This window comes from Mucilaginibacter aurantiaciroseus (assembly GCF_024055595.1).
Classification (GTDB): Bacteria; Bacteroidota; Bacteroidia; order Sphingobacteriales; family Sphingobacteriaceae; genus Mucilaginibacter; species Mucilaginibacter aurantiaciroseus.
The window spans coordinates 1,537,357-1,556,647 of the sequence record NZ_JAMXOF010000001.1 but is presented as its reverse complement, the minus strand read 5'-3'; the positions used below and the strand labels follow the sequence as shown (position 1 = coordinate 1,556,647).

Sequence of the window (19,291 nt, the reverse complement as noted above, 5' to 3'; positions counted from 1 at the left end):
TTTAATTGGAATACAGTATGTTCTATAAACGAACATCTTGTTATGTAAATGCTGCGGGTCGAATTTTGTTCACTTTTAATTCAGCATTTTATGTTAGAGAAAACCTTTAGTTTACTTGTCTGCCTAAAAAAACAAAAGTTTTACAAAGACAATGATCCATTTCAAATCAATTTAAGGACCACCGTTGAAGGCGTTCTAATCGCACTTTCAGCAAAACGTACCTAGGGCCCTGACCGCTGGAATAGCAGGAGCGGCAGAGCTGCCCGGTTCTAAAGAAGATGTCAAATCGTTTTATAATAAAGAAAAAGCAAGGCTAATTAATTATATCAAAACCGTTTTTATTTTTAGAACATGACACGTAGATGAATAAACGTTGACGAATTGATAGTTATTTTTACGTTACAGCCAATTAGCGAAAAAATAGCCCGTTATACCACATCAATTAAATTTAAAAAAGTGATGCACATTAAATCGGGGGTCAGACATTTTTTTATGTACATAAATCATTTTTTGAATTACAAAGTACCAAGCTTAATTTTGTAATTACAACAGTTTCGTTGAACAACAATTTATTTTGTTAAAGCGCAAAATTTGAATGAATTGGGAGGTGAATTTTGAATTATTTAGGTTATTTAATCTTACTTAAAGTGATATAAAAATGCATATAAAGTTTACTTATCTTTTCATCGATTTTTTTACGATACTTTTTCCATTATGCTTTTCTTTCCACTCCAGATTTGGTTTTGTTAAAATCTGGCCCGTATTTCTCCCTTCTTTAGTAATTACATCAATTTTTTTTATATCCAACGATATTTTATTTACAAGTTTAAAAATATGGGGATTTAACTTCAAATACGTAATGGGACCTACCTTTGTTAACTTACCGATTGAAGAGGTATTATTCTTTTTTTGTATCCCTTACGCTTGCGTATTTACTTTCCACTGTCTGGACATCCTATACTTTAATGCTCGAACGCCATATAATGATCGTCTTTTAACTCCAATATTTATCGTTTTTTTAATTGCATTGGCAATTATATACTATAATAAAACCTATCCCTTATTTGCATTTACCTTATTAATTGTTTTATTATCGATAGCAAAATATGTGCTGAAAGTAAGGTGGTTAGTCCGTTTTTACATTACTTATGCATTACTTCTTTTTCCATTTTTCGTTGTTAATGGTTTGTTGACAGGGACTGGGCTGAATGAGCCTGTAGTTTGGTATAATAAATCCACTTACACTGGTTTGCGTATTTCTACAATTCCAGTTGAAGATATGTTCTATGGCATGGCGCTTATCCTTATGAACATTATAATTTATACGGTGATGAGCCAAAATAAAAAAAACCTAAACTCTAAGTCCCTTAGCACTTAAAAAACAGCTTGATTATAGGTTAAAGGTACAATCTAATTGGAGTTTGCTTTGTGCAAAATCGATAACCTCGTTCGACTTAAATGCAATATTGATTTTTCTTGGGATGGTCTTAGTTTATCTTGTTTATTGTGTCTAACCTATCATTGATCCTTATATCATAATACATGCTATGCATAACCTGTATATGCGGTGCTGTTAAAACAGCGAGACTTAAAATTATATAAATGATTAAGGTATCATGGCTTAAGAACATAAAGCCAGCAATGCCGAACAACATAATACCTATAATTGCAATTATGCTATATAAACTAATTTGCTTAATAAAGTTGTTCATTGAAAAATTACAATCAGTTTGAAGGTAGATGGTAATATTTCGTAAAGATGTTGCCGAATGCCATAAAATAAAGTAAAAAGTAAACCCTAGGAATAGCGGCAGGGTATAAAGAATTATTACAGTTGAGGTAAACGTAAAGATAAAATTCCAGGTAAAAATCGTATTAGCACGAGTGATAGAAGAGTAACTCAAAGCAGTGATAAAGAAAAAGAGAAGCGAAAACGATAAGATTATAAGCTTGTAATTTTTGATATAGCTAATAAGATTAATGTTATCTCTACCAGATTTAAACAATATCAATAAGGAACTGGCTTTGTCAAAATGTACTAAAACAATCACACTTACAATTGCAAGCCCATAGCCGAAGGACATAAGCTTTCCTTTAAATGTATGGGTGTCAAATTTATATAGGTCAGTTTCTCCAAAATGAAAAGATGCGAATACAATGAAAATTATGATACCAACAGAAGGTAAAAATAAAAGGAGTAAAAGAAATGCACCTAATCGCCCTAAATAAAGAAAAAAAAATTTATAATACGAAAACAGACTTTTTTTGTCGTTTGCGCTTTTCATCGAAATTAAAAGGTCTGCAGCACCATGCGGAATACCTAATAATATTATACCAGCTATAAAAACATATGTTTGAATACTTTCAGAAAGAGGAAAAAAAAAAATTGATTGATAGCTAGGAGTAACCCGGTTATTATTAGTGATGTCTTCAACATAATAGCTTACAATTTAAAAAGAAAATTAATCGGTGCAATTGTATTAATTGTTAGAGCAACTAATATTAAAAATTATTTTGAAAGATTAACACCCTAAAATATAAATAGGTGTTAATCTTTCAAAACAACTTAATAAACAAAAAATTATGCTAATGTCGGTTTATCAGACTGTGCTAAGGAATAAATAACAAAGCCAAACCCTATTTTATTAATTGCATCACCAATGTTGTACACGATATCTAAAGAGAGACCATGAAATACATCCATTCCAAATAAGCCACCATGTGTACCTGCAATGTAACCAATTGGATAAATAGCCCATCCTACTAAAACAAACCATGCTAAGGTTTTGTTAGCAGTTGCCACTGCTGTACCGGCATTATTAGCGAGTTGTGCTACCTCACCAAACCATATTAAGTAAACTATGTAGAGATAACCAACACTACTTAATGTACCCCAAACCCAACTTTGAGTTTCCGCTCCATAGATAGCTTCCCCTATGTATCCGGTTACTAACATAAAAACTGAGGCTGTTATCAACTTCCACAATAAACCAATTTTAGCTCCGGCCTTTTTGGTAATGAGATAAAATTCTACACACATTAATGGAACCGTTAATATCCAATCTACATACCGAAAGAAAGTAGGCGAGGTATTTGTTGCCAAATAATAATCGCGCATGTAGTAGTAATGAACAGCTGCTATAAAAGTAATTAGGCCCGAAACTAACACCGACGTTCTCCATCTTTTGTCGGTATTTGAAACTTCAAAAAAGAAAAAAACGGAGGCGGCAAGCATAGCCATGCAACCAACAAAAAAAGTAAAAGCAACGTAGTTGTTGTTCGCGATCGGTAAGATCGTCATTAGAATGTTGTACATCGTAAAGAGTTTAGTTTAAAGAAATTGGTTAATTTGCAGCAGGAGGATTATCCATCGCTACGTTTATCAAAAATATTGAAGAAAATGAGAGTCTTGAAATTTATATGTAATAGAAATGTAAAATAATTGTCTGTAAATTTACACCAAACTAAGGATAACTACTATTTCTTTGATTGGCGGTAAAAGTATTTGGATAGTCGAAAGGTTGAGGCCTATTTATGACTTGCACACCGTGTAATACATGAATCTGCATGTTCTAATATTGCAAAAGCAATAAAAATTCGCACGCTTACAGCCCGGATAGCCCATTAGTTAGCCAGCAATCATTAAATGTTGAGGGCAAAATGCAGTGCATATACTGAAAGACCTGCTGGAAGTAGCCAAAAAAATGACCATTAAAAAGCCCGATGATATCATCAGGCAGATAAAATCAATTCTTAAACTATGGCCGCTCATACAAATAAATGTGGTGTAGCAACAATTTTGCAAAAAGCAATAGCCGAAATATTTCTTGCTAATTTGTTACTAAAATCTTGCAACTTCCTAATAATCAAAGGCACATTACTTTCTGTATCGGCAAGTATGCCTTAAAAACAACGATTAAAATTGACGATTAATGCCAGTTAATATACTCATTGTTTGTAGTTTATGATAAAATTCTTAGTCTTTAGTTAGCGTAATTTTGTGCTATTTTTCTGGCATTTGTTATTCATTTGTTACTCGGAATTTTTTCATCACATCTTAAAATCAAAATGGAGGAATTACGCCGCTTACGTCGTTAATTTCTTCTTATAGCACCTTATGAGTACCTGATATCCTGAAAAATCCAACTGAAGGGTTTTTCCCTCACGTCGCACACGGATCAATTCCTGCCCTTTTAAAGCTGATTTAAGCGCTGCTTCACTGACGTTGATTTTTTTTCGGCACTGTGATTTCCAGCTTCCTGACTTTTTGTCAGAGTATTTACGATTTAATATGCGCGAAAAAAAGGTTAAATCTGGTAATTCTGCCATGTTTTATCAACAGGAAAGTTCAATAAAAGTTTATTAGACCGAATTCACTGAAGCAACTTAGGCAGATTTAACAATATTTAAATAAAAAGTATTTTGGTTCTACCAAGAATTTTTTCGGTTTGATACTCATGAAATGTGTTCGGCACGCATGAGTTATGATCCCAAATTTCTGTACTTAGTCAATGGAACAAGGTATGGAGCGCGCCAAATATTTTTTTTACGGATAAGTCTTTCATAGATCAGGATCGTGCGATAATTCATCTTTTACTTAAATGGCCTTTACCATGAGGGCAGTAACAAAATGAAAAAATTTTTAAATTTTTATTAAAAATTGCAACAAAGAATCGCTCGAAGTTACATCTGTATACTACTTTTTTAACAAAACAGCCTTTAAATAACTTTTACACTGTTCTTGTGTACTTAAATGATACAATAGTGGATTATAGTATGGCCCTTAAGCGACTATTATTGTCCCCACAAACCAATTATCAAAATTATGAAGAAATATTTTTACACAACATTTGTGTGTATGATGTTTTTGCTGTTTAATGCTGTAACTGCATTAGCCCAGCAAAGGCAAATTACAGGGGTGGTGGCCGATCAGCAAGGCATTACACTACCCGGCGTTACTGTAAAGCTGAATGGCACAGCGGTAAATACTGTTACTAATGTTAAGGGCGAATTTAAACTTGACTTAACAGCAGGTAACAACACCCTGGTATTCTCGTTCATCGGGATGCAAACGCTGGAAATTGCTGCAGGCCCTAATCAAACAAAATTACAGGTAACCATGCAAAATGCATCGCGCGACCTTAACGAGGTTGTAGTGGTGGGTTACGGTACAACCAAAAAGAGCGACGTTACCGGTTCGGTAGGTTCCATTAAAGGGAGCGATCTTAACCGCACCCCATCAGGTAGTGTTGACCAACTGCTGCAAGGCAAAATTCCAGGTGTACAGGTTATTGCGCCATCGGGCCAACCGGGCGCGGGTGCAACAATCCGCGTAAGAGGTTTAGGCTCGCGTAGTGGTGCCAATGCTTTGGTTGTTGTCGACGGGATCCCGTTAGGCGATGCCGGTAACATTAAGCAAGTTAATCCGGATGATATCGAATCGATAGAAGTATTGAAAGATGCATCATCGGCGTCTATCTACGGTTCTCGTGGTGCAAACGGGGTTATCTTGATCACAACACGCAGGGGCAAAACAGGCCAGGCGCGTATTACCTTAAACGCTTTAACTACCGTATCTACATTAGGCAATAAACTGGATGTTTTTCATGACCCGGTTGATGTAGCCACGTTAAATAACGAGTCGCGCCAGAATGGTGGCGAGGCCGCACAGTATGTAGGCCAAAACATTGGTGGTACTTACTACCCATCGATTGCAGAACTAAGAGGCATTGACCCAAGCAAAAAACCATGGCCTTACAATACCAACTGGGCAGATCTTGTTTACCGTAACCCGGTATCGCAAAGCTATACCTTATCTGCCGATGGCGGTACAGAAACTACCAAATACTCGGTATCAGGTAATTACTATAATGAGCAGGGTCTTGCTATCAAAAACGGCTACGAAAAATATGTGGGCCGCGTTAACCTGGAGCAAAAGTTAAAAAGGAATGTGACCTTGGGTGTCAACATTATTTCTACCTGGGCAAAAAACTATGGGCAAGGCCTATCGGTTGACCGTAATATCATTTTCCCGGCACTAAACCCGGATGGTACTTACTTCCATATAGGTTCTAACGATTACGGCAACCCGTTGCAAATTGCTAATGAGGTACTTAACAAAAGCAAAACTATCGACATTTTATCTTCGGCTTTTATCAGCTGGGATATCATCAAAGGGTTAAACCTGCGTAGCCGAATTAGCAACACCTATGGTAACTCGATAGGTGATAACTACCAGCCGCGTGATGCTACAGGCACGGGTTACCAGTTCCAGGGGTTTGGTGTGGTTGATAATTACAGTGCCAACCATATGATCGTTGAAAACTTCCTGACCTATGACCGCGACCTGGGCACCAAACACCACGTTAATTTTGTGGCAGGTACCAGTTACGAAAATACCACGGTACGTACATCAAACATACAAGGCCAAGGCTTTGTGAACGATATCCTGAAAAATGAGAATATTGCAGGCGCCACTACTTACATGGTTAATAATAATGCCACCCGCACGGTGTTAGAGTCATATTACGGACGTTTCAACTATACATTTTTAAACCGTTACCTGTTCACCTTTACCGGCAGAACGGATGGTTCATCAAAGTTTGGTGCAAATAATAAATACGCATTTTTCCCGAGTGGTGCCGTTGCCTGGAAGGTTAACGAAGAAGCTTTTATGAAAGCCATTCCGCAGGTATCTGAATTAAAACTACGCGGTAGTTATGGTATTGTTGGTAACCAGGGAATCTCTCCATACCAGTCATTATCATTGTTAGGTAGCTATAAGTACTTTACCGATGGCGGCTTTCAAACCGGTTACGGCCCTCCGTTCTTCAACGACGGATCTAATGTAAACGGTAAAGTTTTTAATGGTTTGGGTAATAATAGCCTAAAATGGGAAACAACGCGCCAGATGGACTTAGGTATCGACTTAGGTTTATTTGACCAGCGCTTTACAATCACTGCCGATTATTACTACAAACATACTACCGACCTGCTTCGACTGAACCAGATCGCGTTATCGTCTGGCTATAGCGTTATCCAGATCAACGATGGTGTGATAGATAATAAAGGTTTTGAATTAGGTGCCAACGCACAAATCCTGACCGGTAAATTACAGTGGAGTTTAGGTGGTATTTTCAGTCTTAACCGTAATAAAGTGTTGCAAATTGGCGGCGGTAATTCTGTAGAGGCGGCCGGTGGCGATATCGAGGCTATCCGTGCACCGCTAAACTACTACATCAACGGCCAGCCGGCATTGGTATTTGCAGGTTACCATTATGGTGGCATTATTCAACAAACAGGTGGTGTATCACCGGTTGATGGTACGGTACAACGCGCAGGCGATATTCGGTATATTGCCGGTGGCCCGCTTCCTGTTGGCCAAAACGGTAAATATATTATCGGTAACCCTAATCCTGATTTTACGTACAGCTTTAACACCTCGCTAAAATATGTCGGCTTTGATCTGTCGGCACAGGTATACGGTGTAAAGGGTAACGATGTGTTCAACTTCTCGAAGTTTACGCCAAGCGCGCAATTACAACGCTGGACACCCGATAATCCAAGCACAACCTACCCAAGCGTTAATTCAACAAGGGTTAATTACGCATCAGATTGGTACGTAGAGGATGGTTCGTTTCTGCGGATCCAGAATGTTAACCTGGGTTATACCTTTAAGCCAAATACCATTAAGGGTATCTCAAACCTGCGGATTTATTTTTCTGGCAACAACCTGTACACTTTTACCAAGTTTAACCCAAGTTTTGACCCAGAAGTACAGGAAAACGGCCAGTTTGACGGTAATTACCGTAAACCGAGGGCATTTTCACTTGGACTAAACGTTAGTTTCTAATTTTTAAAGATGAGATCAAACATGAAAAATTTAAAATATATAGCGCTGATTGTGGCAGCCACTTCGTTCACTGCCTGCAAAAAGCAGCTGGAAGAAAAACCTTACGGTTTCCTTTCCACAGCAAATTTTTACAAAACCGAGGCTGATGCAAATTCTGCCTTAATATATGCCTATTCAATATTGCCCGATCTGGATTATTACGCGCGCAATTTTATTACCTTGACAGAGGCACCGACAGAGGATATTGAAATAGCGGCCGGTAAAAGTGCCGACAATGTTTTGTTGGATAAATTATCTGTATCCCCGGTAAATGCAAGCTTGCGCCCCGGTTTTCAATTGCCTTATGTAGGCATTAACAGGGCTAACCTGGTTATTACTTACGTGCCTGCCATTGCCACCATGAGCGAGACCTCACGTAACGAAGTAGTAGGCGAGGCTTACGCCTTACGCGCCCTGCATTATTTTAACCTGGTTAGGTTATTTGGTGCAGTGCCTATGCACCTGGAGCCCGTTGATGACCCAAGCAAAACTAATTTGCCAAAATCATCGATGAAAGTTATTTATGATCAGATCATAGACGATTTGACCAAAGCTACAGCTAAGACAGACCAGGTAAGGCGTTTGGGCCGTGTAAACCAGGTAGGTGCCTGGGGTTTATTATCAAAAGTGTATTTAACTTTAGCATCCGGTAAATCTTCCAACGCCCCGGGTTATGATTTTGTGACCAATGCCGATGAAATGTATGTTAAAGCTAAAGAATACTCGAGTATGGTTATCAATAAACAATCGGCATACGGTTTAGATCCCGATTTGGTATCAATATATGATGTAAATAAAAAAGCTGGTCCCGAGCATTTATGGGATGCCTCAACGGACCGTACAGGTACCAATGAAGGCTTATATTCCAAATTGCCAAAAATGTTTATGCCGAACATTAATTTTAGGCTGCCGAACAACGTTTTCGTACCGGGTGGGTTTAACGAGTTTTTGACCGAGGCTGCTTTATATAACAGCTTTGATGCGAATGATAATCGTAAGAACTTACTGATCATATCAACAATTAAAGATGTAAATGGCGGTAACTCGGGCACGGGCCCAACGCAAAATTTAAGTATTACTGATGCTTATACCCGCCCGTTCAGTAATAAATTTAATGACTCGGGATGGCAGGCCGGCGATCAAACCAGCTGTAATACGCCAATACTAAGGTATTCTGACGTGTTATTGGTTTACGCAGAGGCCAGCGGCCCAACTGCAGAGGGTTATGCAGCGGTTAAGGCTATTCGCACCCGTGCCGGCCTAGGCGATCTTCCTCCGGGATTATCTGTTCAGCAGTTTAGGGATGCCGTGTTACAGGAACGTTCCTGGGAGCTTTGCTTTGAAGGCCAGCGCCTGTTTGACCTGCGCAGGACCAATAATATGGAAAAAATACTGGTACAAAAGTATGGCAAAACCATCACCGGCGACGGCTACTTTTTCCCTATTCCGCAATCAGAGGTTGACCGGAACCCTAATTTAAACAACTAATAAATCAACTGACATGAAAAGTATAAATTATATATTCATCATCGCAATTCTTTTTCTTACGGCCTGTAAGAAAGACCCTGCCGCCGGCGTCAGAAGCCATGAGCGGGCTATTGAGGCCGTATCGCTTGGTGACGGCCTTGTGCAGGTTGGCCCTGCCGTGGTTGACAGAGCAAACGCTAAAGTAATTGTTAGGGTGTTGGTGCAAACCGGTACGGCCTTTGATGCGGTAAAGCCCACTATCCAAACATCTTATAAAGCAACGGTATCCCCGGCATCCGGCAATGCTATCAACTTTGCATCGTCAAATAACGAGGCGAAATACACCGTGACGTCCGAAACCGGCGAGACCCGTGAATGGACGGTCGTCATCCAGCCGTTTAACGAGGCGCTTTTAGGCACTTTCAAAATACAGGATTATACCGTGTATGGCGGTACCGGCCCGCAATATGGCGGTGGCTCGGTATTTAACATAGCAACCAAGTCGGTTTGGCCGGCTGCCGGCCCCGCGCAAGAGTATGATAACACCTTAACCTTTACTTATACAGGTGTAACAGCCGATGGTAATACACAAGGTACTGTTGTGAACTCCGCAGGTGCCGATGGTTTATATGCCGATTTTGTTTACTCGAAAAACCCGGTTACCGATGTGAATGCGAAGTACCGTGTTATCCCGAAAGGTGAGGGCAAATGGCTGCACAACTACAGCAACAACACCATTGTGTTCACCTTTCCGAATGGTACTTCCACGACCTGTACGTATGATGCTGCCGGCACAACAGCTTTGGGTAACGGTTTAACCAAAGTCATAACAGATAATGCCTTTGTATTTACACTGGCAGGTGCAGATGACTATGGTAATATCTATTCAGATTTTGATAAGATCGTTAAAAGGCCTTACAAACTTTGGGTGAATGTTAAAAAGCAGTAGTTAAGAAGCTATTAATAAAGATTATAGTGTTTTGAAAAAATTAAAAGTGTTGACATTATTCATTGCAGACCTTATGAAAAAGAGATATTTCCCTGTTATATGCCTGTTTGCGGCCATTATTTTATTTACAATTGTAAGATGCAGCAAAGGTGGCGAAACAGCCCCGCCAGCTGTTGATCCGCCAAAAACCGACCCGGTTGTTATCGTCCCCCAAACGCCGTTTAAAACGCTGAAGTATTTATACAGCATAGCGGGTACAAAAACGATGTCGGGTATCCACAACCGCGAACCAAACGTTACCCCGGCGGTATGGACGGACAAGATCTTTACCACAACCGGTAAATATCCGGGCATGTGGAGTGGTGATTTTCTGTTTCAGGCAGATAATATTAATAACCGCCAATTGATGATCAATGAAGCTGCCAAACAATATAAAAAAGGCGTAATGGTGAATATTATGTGGCACTCTTGCAACCCGGCGCTTGCACAGCCTTGCGGCTTTGACAGCAATGGTGTATTAAGCAAACTTACCGATGCACAATGGACCGAACTAACCACCGATGGCACACCCATCAATATCAAATGGAAAGCCTTGGTTGATGAAGTTTGCGTTTACCTGCAGAAGTTAAAAGACCAGAATGTAGAAGTGCTTTGGCGCCCTTATCACGAAATGAACCAGGGTAGCTTTTGGTGGGGAGGCAGGCCCGGTGCCGCCGGTACCCGCAAGCTATACCAAATGTTGCATGATTATATGACCAATACTAAAAAGCTAACCAACTTGATTTGGGTTTGGGATGTGCAGGATTTTGGCAGCCTTGGCGATGATGTAAATAGCTATAACCCCGGTAATGCGTATTGGGATATTGCGGCACTTGACATATATGACGGCAACAGCTACACTAAAGCCAAGTATGATATTATGGTGAATATGGCCAAAGGTAAACCCATTGCCATAGGCGAATGTGATAAGCTGCCAACATCAGATATTTTATACACCCAGCCTAAGTGGGCCTTCTTTATGAGTTGGAGCGAGTTAACCTATGATAAAAATACCGATGCACAGATCAAGGCACTTTACAGTGCACCAAACGTAGTATCGTTAGATGGAATGCCTGGTTGGAACTAAATATAATTGTGTTGAAATATATTAAATTGCTGAATGATAGTTTTTTATCGGATATCCTTATTGTTGTGTTTTACTTTGCTTTTTAGCCCCGTAGGGGCACAACGAAAAAGTATCAGTTACCGGTTGCTCAATCAAAAAACAGTTGAGTTTGAGAAAGCGGAGTGGGATATTAATTTATCTGCTCCGTACTCAAACCCTTTCGATCAGCAGGATATCAGCTTGGATATGGTGATCACCAGTCCTTCGGGTAAGCCATTGGTGCTGCCGTGTTATTTTGAAAAGAGCGGTACGAAGGCATCCGCGTGGAAGGCGAGGTTTGCCGCGCAGGAAACAGGTACCTTTAGCTATTACTTCAGTCTCAAAGCAAAAGGCCTGAGTGAGGAAAGCGAAAAGGCAAAATTTATCGTACTGGCATCAACCCGAAAAGGGTTTTTGCATAAAAATGATCTGTGGACTTTCAAATTTGACAACGGCGAACTGTTCCGTGGAATAGGGGAAAATATTGCCTGGGAGGCGCGGTCGTTCGAAAATCAAAAGTTTAATTACGATTACCTGCTGCCAACCTTGTCAAGAAACGGGGCTAATTTTTTCCGCACGTGGATGTGTTACTGGAACATGCCGCTGGAATGGCAAAAGGTGCGGTCTACCATGCGCTATAACAATACCGACGAGTATTTTAACCCCGGAGCACTGCAAAAGATGGACCACCTGGTGCGCCTGACAGATTCATTGGGCCTATACTTTATGCTAACACTGGATTGGCATGGTCACCTGATGGAAGATGGCGGTTGGAAGAACAGCCCATATAACCAGGTGAATGGCGGCCCGGCTAAAAAACCTTCGGACTTTTTTAGCATGACGGCGGCAAAAAATAAGTACAAAAACAAGTTGCGATATGTTATTGCCCGTTGGGGATATAGTACCAATATTGCGGCTATCGAGTTTTTTAATGAGGTGGATAACGCGGTATTTAATAAGCAGGACAGTATATTAATCGCGCACCAGTATGTAACCCAGTGGCATGATGATATGAGCAGATATTTAAAAGATACCGACCCTTATCAGCATTTAGTTACCACAAGTGTATCCCATCGGGATATAGCAGGTATGAATGCCTTGGCCTACTTGGATATTAATCAAAAACACATTTATAAACACACTGAAAAGATCCCCGCCATTTATCCGGATTATATTGAGGCCTACCATAAACCATACATCGTAGGCGAGTTTGGCCTGCGTTGGGAAGATGATGACCCCAAGTATGCCAAAGAAGCCAATTACGACTTTAAACGCGGGCTTTGGTATGGAATGTTTAGCCCTACGCCGGTATTGCCCATGAGCTGGTGGTGGGAATTGTTCGACGATCAAAAAATGGCGCCATATTTTAAAGGCGTACGAATGATAAGCGATATGATGCTCAAAGCAGGCAAGGGCAAATTTGAGCAGGTTGATGTAAAGGCAAGCAAGCTGCACGCGCAGGCAGTAAAATGCGACAACCAATATTTTATTTACCTGTTAAATAATACTGGTGCGAGCATCAGTTCCCCTATATCGGTGCCGTTTATGAATTCAGGAAAGCCGTCGGCACAACAATTTAATCCATCCACATTGGAAATGGCAAACATAGTCGGTTTTATCTTAGCAAATAAGATTATCAGCTTGCCCGAAATTAAACTTGATGCAGGGCAGGAAACCGTATTAATTCTGTCGGTAAATTAGGGGACAAGCTATTATAGGTATTTAATTAGTACATGGTTAAGTTAATGATAATCTTTTCTTATGCAGTCAAGGCGTGTTTTGTGATACTATTTTAACATTAATAAATGTTAAAATAGTATTATCGATATATCGTACCGATCGTTAGCTTTGTGTACCAGTTATAAATATATCTTCTTGTTTCTTTCATAAAATACAATGCTGTTTTAAAAGCAGGGGTTTGTTTATATTTATCTATATCTGTTTATATGACCGCATATGAAATATTTATACGCTGCCCTGTTTGCCTTTGTAACTATGCTTTACGGCAATACCTGCCTGGCGCAATACACATATCAGCAAATTGATAACAGTACGGGCTTATCCAACAGCTGCATCAATACCATTTACCAAGACTCTGACAATATCATTTGGTTTGGCACCTGGGATGGGCTTAATTTTTACGATGGCAACAATATCCACGTTTTTAATTACGAAAAGGATGATAACAAGCGTGCTATAGCCAGCAACGTTATTTACCAAATAACCGGCGATAAAAAGCGTAATATTTGGATAGGGACTGTACAGGGCCTATCTAAATTCAATAAAAATACAGGCGATTTTACCAACTACTTTTACAACCGCCAAAAAGTAATTTCTAACGGGTACACCGTTGTGGTTGATAACCATGATAATGTGTACGCCGCCCGGCGCAACAGTTCCGAAATTCTGAAATACAACCCGGTAAAAGATGTTTTCGAAGAAATAAAGATGAATGGTACCGGCCAGTTCATGCTGCTCCGGATCTTATTTGATGAGCAGGGCACACTTTGGCTATTAAAAGATAAAGGTAAACTGGAAGCCTATCAGAATACCGCAAACGGTTTTACACTGCAGTCGCGATTTAATGCAGTAGAAGATGTAGACAATATTTTCATGGCTAATCACCAGGTATTTTACACCACCCATAATGGCAACCTGGTTAAGATCAATAATGATTTCGAAAGGCAAGAGTTACTTAAACTGCCTCACGAAGTGCGCTCGATGGACTTTTTTAAGCAGCATTATGTTTTCGCCTGGTCATCAAAGGGCATAGGTGAGTATGATGAACAGTTTAGACCGGTTAGCACTATTGCAACGCAGATCCCGGTATTGCAAAACGTACGCGTCACCTCCTTAATGAGAGACGCTGCCAACTTGTTATGGTTCGGCACGGATGGTAACGGTATTTTAAAGATTGTAAAAAAAGAAAATTACTTTGGTATCGTACAAAAGCAGCCTAATGGGCAATCGTTCCATATCCCGGTAAGGGCTTTCTCTGACATTAACGACGAACTTTGGATAGGTACCAAGGGGAATGGTATCATCACTATAAAAAACTGGGGCAAAAGGAATGTCACCTTTTCTGCCATCAAGTCGTTCCACACGAGTGTCGATCTGCTGGATAACTGTGTTTACGCTATCGAAAAAGGGGGTGATGGCTTGGCCTATATCGGCTCTGATGCACCTGGTGTTACCCTTTATAACCTTAAATCAAAGCAATTTATAAAATGGGAGGATATCAGCAACAGTAAAGATTACCCCGCCTTTGGCTCTGTACATTGCATTCTGCCGGATAAAGATGGCTCCGTTTGGCTGGGCCTAAACGAGAGCGGCCTGGTACACCTGAAACTGAAAAAAAATGCCACAGGGCAGGTAAAGATCAGTTATTTAAAAACATACCACTATACGGGCAATCTCAACGGGCCCGGAGGGGACGTGATTTATACTATTGTTAGCGGTAATAATGACAGGCTTTGGATTGGTTGCCGGTACGGCGGACTTAGTTACTTTGATAAAAAAAAGCAAATATTCACTACGCTAAAGGCTTACGCTTATGAAAGAAGTTTGTCCAATAATGATGTACTATCATTATACTTGGATAAAGCCAGGCGCCTGTGGGTAGGCACCAGTTTCGGGTTAAACTGGATAGATGAGGCGGCCGCGGCAAAAACAGCCACGCCTGTCTTTAATAAGTTGTATGTGGACAACGGCCTGCCTAACAATACTATTCACGCTATCAGCGAGGATGAAAGAAGCAATATCTGGATCAGTACCAACAAGGGTCTGGCCAAGATTAATCCGCTGAGTTTAAAGATAGTGCATTACAAAGAATCTGACGGGTTACAAAGCGACGAGTTTAGCGATAATGCTGTTTGGAAAGACCGTGCCGGCGTGATGTACTTTGGCGGTATTTACGGCTTTAACTACTTTATGCCGCAAAACATACATGTAAGTAACGAGCAACCGCATTTGCTGATATCTGATATGCAGTTTGCCGGCAAAAACCAACCCGAGCGCGGCCTTAAGGTGCTGACTAAGGATGGGTCTGTCGTTAACCAGCACTATATTTTAAAACCACAGGATAATTATTTTGAGCTGAACCTGCAACCCATAACCTACATTAATTCGCAAAAATGCCAGTATGCATATTTTTTAGAAGGATCAGACAAAGGTTGGCATTACATTGGTAAACATGAAAAAATTATTTACAATAACTTGCCTCCCGGCGATTATACGCTGCGCATCAAATGGTCGAACGGCGAAGGAGCTTGGACGCGCGGCATCACTGCTTTTACCGTAACAGTAAAGCAATATTGGTGGTTAACCGGATGGGCGTTTATAGGTTATACTGCTTTAGTCTTGATATCAGGATTCCTGTTTGTGCGCTATCGTAAAAATAAGTTTGTGATGGAGCAGGAATTGAAAATGGAACACATGCTGCGTGAAAGAGAGGAGAACCTACATCAGGACCAGATCAACTTTTTTACCAACATAGCACATGAACTGCAAACGCCATTGACGCTTATCCTGGGTTCTTTAGAACGCTACCTCTTCAAAACCAAAACAAGTGATCAGCCAAAACAAGGAGGAAACTTCCTTTCTATTGTGAAACAGGAGGCATCTCGTCTGCACTATTTGGTGCACCAGTTACTTGAATTCCGCAAGGCGGAATCGGGACAATTAAAGAATCACTATACTCATATTGATATTTCTGATCTGCTAACCAACCGTGCAGGCCTGTTTAATGCTTTGGTGGAGCAAAAAGGATTGGATTACTCGATACACATCGAGCCGGGCATCAGCATGTGGATGGATAAGGATAAGCTTGAAAAGATTGTATTTAATCTTTTATCAAATGCCTGTAAACATTGTGATCATGACCAATATGTCATCTTTTCGGTACACAAAGCGAAGGAGGTAGGCCAGTTGAATGTTGTAGTGGCAAACTCAGGCTGCAAGCTAACGGCAGAAGAAGTGAACCGCTTATTCGATAAGTTTTTTGTGGTTGATGGCAGCCAGCGTAATAAAGTAAGCTCAGGTATTGGCCTAGCCTTTACGCGCCAACTGGTGCAACTGCTGCATGGCAGCATTCATGTAAAATGTGAAAATAACTGGGTGTCGTTCCATGTTAATTTACCGCTGAAGTATGTTCCGCAGGCAGATGAGCAAATAACGGATACAGATAAAGCTGAAAGTTCATCATATATCTTTAATTCGCTTACGGCCGCCCCGCAGATCAATACGGTAACGGTTAACGATAACAATAAAAGATCAATGATCAAAAGCCTGGAGCAGGAAGAAAAAAAGGTGATCCTAATCGTAGATGACGAAAAATTCATCAGGTACCTGCTTAAGGATATCCTGAGCGATACTTATATTATTTATGAAGCTTCTACAGGCAAAGAGGCGCTGGAGGTGATCCACAGGGCAACACCAGACCTCATCGTGAGTGATATTATGATGCCGGATATGAACGGACTGGAACTTTGTAACCTGATCAAAAACACGTCCGAAACTTGCCACATACCATTTGTGCTATTGTCTGCCCGTGCAACCATCCACCACATGACGGAAGGTTATAGTTGTGGTGCCGATGCTTACATCCCCAAGCCATTCCAAACAGAACATTTATTGGTGAGGATCCAAAAACTTTTGGAATATCGCAGCAGGCTGCACCAGTTATTTAATAATGGCAATGTGGCCGCGCAATTAGATAGTAAGGATGTGAGCGAAAGCGATAAAAAATTCATCGAAAAGGTGACTAGGGTTATCGAAGATAATATTGACCAGGAGCTTGATGGCGCCTTTTTAGAGAATGCGCTCCATTTAAGTAAGACCCAATTGTACAGGAAGATCAAGTCGTTGTCAGACATGACACCAACAGAACTGATCAGGAATATCCGTGTGCAAAAAGCGGCAGCACTGCTTACCAGTTCAAACCTAACGGTTTCTGAGATCTTTTACCGTACTGGCTTTAATAACAAAACTTACTTTTTCAGGGAGTTTAAACGGATCTTCAACTGCTCCCCTAATGAGTTTAGAGTGCAAAACAGGCTACCAAACGTTAAAGCCTCCAAATCAAATTAGTGTGTCCCTGATCATGAAAATTACCATGGCGTGTCTGTCGTTACTGTTTTGTACCGATATCGTGCTTGCTCAAAATATCTCCCGGCCATTACAAATTGGCGTATCATCAGGATATGAGTGTCACAATTTTGATTGGTCTATAGCAGGTAATGTTAGCGGGCAAAACCCAAATGTATATTCGGAACTTAAATGGAAAGGGATAAGCGGCCCTGCCGTGTCTGCCACCGTGCAATACACTTTCTGGAAAAAATTTTCGGGAATGGCGTCTTATTCGCGCCTCATTATAAGATTGGGCCGGGTAACAGATAACGATTACAATGGTGACAACCGCACCAACCCGACATACGACGAAACATTTAATTCAAACAGGGGCAATATGTATCAGTGGAATGTAGGGCTGGGATATGAGTTGATCAATAACGAAAAGTTTAGCCTCGTGCCTTTTGCTGGGTACGAAACAAGCAGGCAATTACTATCAATCCTTGACCTTACCGGCGACTTCCCCGAGCTGAACAGTAATTACGTGCCCCTATGGAAGGGCTTGTTTATAAAGTGCCTGGCACAGGTACGGTTGAACAGTGCTTTCAAAATTATAGCTGATGTAAGTTATAACCAGTCGCACTATACCGCTACTGCAGATTGGAACGTGATTCAGACATTTGAACACCCGGTAAGTTACCGGCATACGGCTAATGGATATCGTATTAATACAAATGCATCGCTTTCTTATAGCGTAGCTAAAAATGTAGCTATAAATATTGGCGGAGGTTATTTAGCAGCAACAACAGGTACCGGTATCGATGAACTTTACTTATCCTCCGGCGGGTCAGAAAAAACACAGCTGAACGGCATAAACAGTGCAGCTTACCGGTTAGTTGGTGGGATTGTATTAAGTTATTAGAAGGCGGCTATTTAGTCGCCTTCTAATAACTTAATAAGCTTAGTATGTTACCATGTTGTACATTTCGATCTGCTGACCTGCAGGGTTTGATCCGCCGTACCAGTGGTTGGTACCAACAAAGTAGTAAAAATTGTTGTAATAGCTGCCGCTATTGTTTGTTAAGGTACATTTATAGGCACCATCCACATAAAAATCTACCATATGTGTGTTATCTGCACGTGCTTGGCATTTGTAAGTATGGTAGCCATTATCATTGTCAGATATCAGGTAGGTAATGTATTGGCCGCCACCTTGCAGGTAAGCTTTCAGATCGTTGTTCTCCAACGTTTTCACGAAGCCCATCTCGTTGCCGTTCCACTGGGTAACATTGTCGCACACAAACACGGCCTGCTCGCTTGCGCCGCTGTTGGCATTGCTGCCGCCTTTAAAGGCACCGTTAAATTGCATGCCATTTGCAATTTGCCCTGTATTTTGCTGTGCAGCATCAATATCTGTACTGCAATTACCTACCGGGATACAAATACCATTGGTGCCCGAAATGTTGTAAGGCGTACCGTTACAGGTTTTCCAAAGGTTAAAAGCGCTTTGCGGTAGGGCTGCACGGGCTACCGTGGTTTTAGAATCATTGGTAGTTGGTGATGGTTTGTTGGCATCTTTAGCACAGCCAAAAGCAAGCGCTAACAGCATTGCGCCGCCAACGGTTAGTTGATCGATTTTTCTCATAAAATTTGGTTTTAGTGGTTTTTAATTGATCAAAGCTATATTACCTGTACTTTAATTAAGTACACAAAAGTTTCCTTTTAGTACACAATTTAAACAACAAGAAACCTTGAGGTGCCCGATTTAAGCTAC

At 40.7% G+C, this 19,291-nt stretch carries 13 protein-coding genes; 9 read left to right on the top strand and 4 right to left on the bottom strand.

Going from position 1 to position 19,291, the window contains the following annotated elements:
• Positions 1 to 658 precede the first annotated feature (658 nt).
• On the top strand, positions 659 to 1,378 hold the full coding sequence (locus NAF17_RS07085; protein WP_252757283.1) for a lycopene cyclase domain-containing protein: 720 nt from the start codon (positions 659 to 661) through the stop codon (positions 1,376 to 1,378).
• 109 nt (positions 1,379 to 1,487) lie between these two features.
• Here NAF17_RS07085 and NAF17_RS07080 read toward each other — a convergent pair whose 3' ends face one another.
• Positions 1,488 to 2,342 carry a Brp/Blh family beta-carotene 15,15'-dioxygenase gene (locus tag NAF17_RS07080; protein ID WP_370340885.1) on the bottom strand — a complete coding sequence of 285 codons (855 nt, stop codon included), beginning with the start codon at positions 2,340 to 2,342 and terminating at the stop codon, positions 1,488 to 1,490.
• A 239-nt stretch (positions 2,343 to 2,581) separates the two neighbouring features.
• Positions 2,582 to 3,316, bottom strand: a complete 735-nt coding sequence (locus NAF17_RS07075) for a bacteriorhodopsin (RefSeq protein ID WP_252757282.1) — start codon at positions 3,314 to 3,316, stop codon at positions 2,582 to 2,584.
• Between the two features lie 349 nt (positions 3,317 to 3,665).
• On the opposite strand from NAF17_RS07075, the gene NAF17_RS18075 reads away from it, so the two are divergent.
• Positions 3,666 to 3,791 (top strand): hypothetical protein, encoded by a 126-nt coding sequence (locus tag NAF17_RS18075; RefSeq protein ID WP_256474435.1) that lies wholly within the window; start codon positions 3,666 to 3,668, stop codon positions 3,789 to 3,791.
• A 295-nt stretch (positions 3,792 to 4,086) separates the two neighbouring features.
• Here NAF17_RS18075 and NAF17_RS07070 read toward each other — a convergent pair whose 3' ends face one another.
• Complete coding sequence (locus NAF17_RS07070) at positions 4,087 to 4,329, bottom strand: DNA-formamidopyrimidine glycosylase family protein (protein ID WP_252757281.1); 243 nt, start codon at positions 4,327 to 4,329, stop codon at positions 4,087 to 4,089.
• 496 nt (positions 4,330 to 4,825) lie between these two features.
• Here NAF17_RS07070 and NAF17_RS07065 point away from each other — a divergent pair, with 496 nt between their 5' ends.
• The 7 genes from NAF17_RS07065 to NAF17_RS07035 all read left to right on the top strand — a co-directional run bounded on the left by NAF17_RS07065 (position 4,826) and on the right by NAF17_RS07035 (position 18,439).
• Positions 4,826 to 7,852, top strand: a complete 3,027-nt coding sequence (locus NAF17_RS07065) for a SusC/RagA family TonB-linked outer membrane protein (protein ID WP_252757280.1) — start codon at positions 4,826 to 4,828, stop codon at positions 7,850 to 7,852.
• 21 nt (positions 7,853 to 7,873) lie between these two features.
• A complete protein-coding gene (locus NAF17_RS07060) occupies positions 7,874 to 9,379 on the top strand; it encodes a RagB/SusD family nutrient uptake outer membrane protein (protein WP_252757279.1) in 1,506 nt (501 codons plus the stop codon).
• A 13-nt stretch (positions 9,380 to 9,392) separates the two neighbouring features.
• Positions 9,393 to 10,307 carry an SGBP N-terminal domain-containing protein gene (locus tag NAF17_RS07055; RefSeq protein WP_252757278.1) on the top strand — a complete coding sequence of 305 codons (915 nt, stop codon included), beginning with the start codon at positions 9,393 to 9,395 and terminating at the stop codon, positions 10,305 to 10,307.
• A 73-nt stretch (positions 10,308 to 10,380) separates the two neighbouring features.
• The gene (locus tag NAF17_RS07050) at positions 10,381 to 11,433 is read left to right on the top strand and encodes a glycoside hydrolase family 26 protein (RefSeq protein WP_252757277.1); all 1,053 of its coding nucleotides are present in this window, start codon (positions 10,381 to 10,383) and stop codon (positions 11,431 to 11,433) included.
• A 33-nt stretch (positions 11,434 to 11,466) separates the two neighbouring features.
• Positions 11,467 to 13,152, top strand: coding sequence for a DUF5060 domain-containing protein (locus NAF17_RS07045; RefSeq protein WP_252757276.1), 1,686 nt, complete (start codon positions 11,467 to 11,469; stop codon positions 13,150 to 13,152).
• Positions 13,153 to 13,407: 255 nt separating this feature from the next.
• Positions 13,408 to 17,538, top strand: coding sequence for a hybrid sensor histidine kinase/response regulator transcription factor (locus NAF17_RS07040; protein ID WP_252757275.1), 4,131 nt, complete (start codon positions 13,408 to 13,410; stop codon positions 17,536 to 17,538).
• Between the two features lie 13 nt (positions 17,539 to 17,551).
• Entirely contained in the window at positions 17,552 to 18,439 is an 888-nt protein-coding gene (locus tag NAF17_RS07035) for a hypothetical protein (protein ID WP_252757274.1), read from the top strand.
• A 39-nt stretch (positions 18,440 to 18,478) separates the two neighbouring features.
• On the opposite strand, the gene NAF17_RS07030 is transcribed toward NAF17_RS07035, so the two are convergent.
• Positions 18,479 to 19,162: a hypothetical protein gene (locus tag NAF17_RS07030; protein ID WP_252757273.1), complete on the bottom strand. Its 684-nt coding sequence runs from the start codon at positions 19,160 to 19,162 to the stop codon at positions 18,479 to 18,481.
• Positions 19,163 to 19,291 lie beyond the last annotated feature (129 nt).

What these genes read in the sequence shown, in the direction of transcription:
- NAF17_RS07040 (WP_252757275.1), top strand. Translation starts at nt 13,408, where the DNA reads ATGAAATATTTATACGCTGCCCTGTTTGCCTTTGTAACTATGCTTTAC.
- NAF17_RS07065 (WP_252757280.1), top strand. Translation starts at nt 4,826, where the DNA reads ATGAAGAAATATTTTTACACAACATTTGTGTGTATGATGTTTTTGCTG.
- NAF17_RS07060 (WP_252757279.1), top strand. Translation starts at nt 7,874, where the DNA reads ATGAAAAATTTAAAATATATAGCGCTGATTGTGGCAGCCACTTCGTTC.
- NAF17_RS07070 (WP_252757281.1), bottom strand. Translation starts at nt 4,329, where the DNA reads ATGGCAGAATTACCAGATTTAACCTTTTTTTCGCGCATATTAAATCGT.
- NAF17_RS07030 (WP_252757273.1), bottom strand. Translation starts at nt 19,162, where the DNA reads ATGAGAAAAATCGATCAACTAACCGTTGGCGGCGCAATGCTGTTAGCG.
- NAF17_RS07055 (WP_252757278.1), top strand. Translation starts at nt 9,393, where the DNA reads ATGAAAAGTATAAATTATATATTCATCATCGCAATTCTTTTTCTTACG.
- NAF17_RS07045 (WP_252757276.1), top strand. Translation starts at nt 11,467, where the DNA reads ATGATAGTTTTTTATCGGATATCCTTATTGTTGTGTTTTACTTTGCTT.
- NAF17_RS07035 (WP_252757274.1), top strand. Translation starts at nt 17,552, where the DNA reads ATGAAAATTACCATGGCGTGTCTGTCGTTACTGTTTTGTACCGATATC.
- NAF17_RS07075 (WP_252757282.1), bottom strand. Translation starts at nt 3,316, where the DNA reads ATGTACAACATTCTAATGACGATCTTACCGATCGCGAACAACAACTAC.
- NAF17_RS07050 (WP_252757277.1), top strand. Translation starts at nt 10,381, where the DNA reads ATGAAAAAGAGATATTTCCCTGTTATATGCCTGTTTGCGGCCATTATT.
- NAF17_RS07085 (WP_252757283.1), top strand. Translation starts at nt 659, where the DNA reads ATGCATATAAAGTTTACTTATCTTTTCATCGATTTTTTTACGATACTT.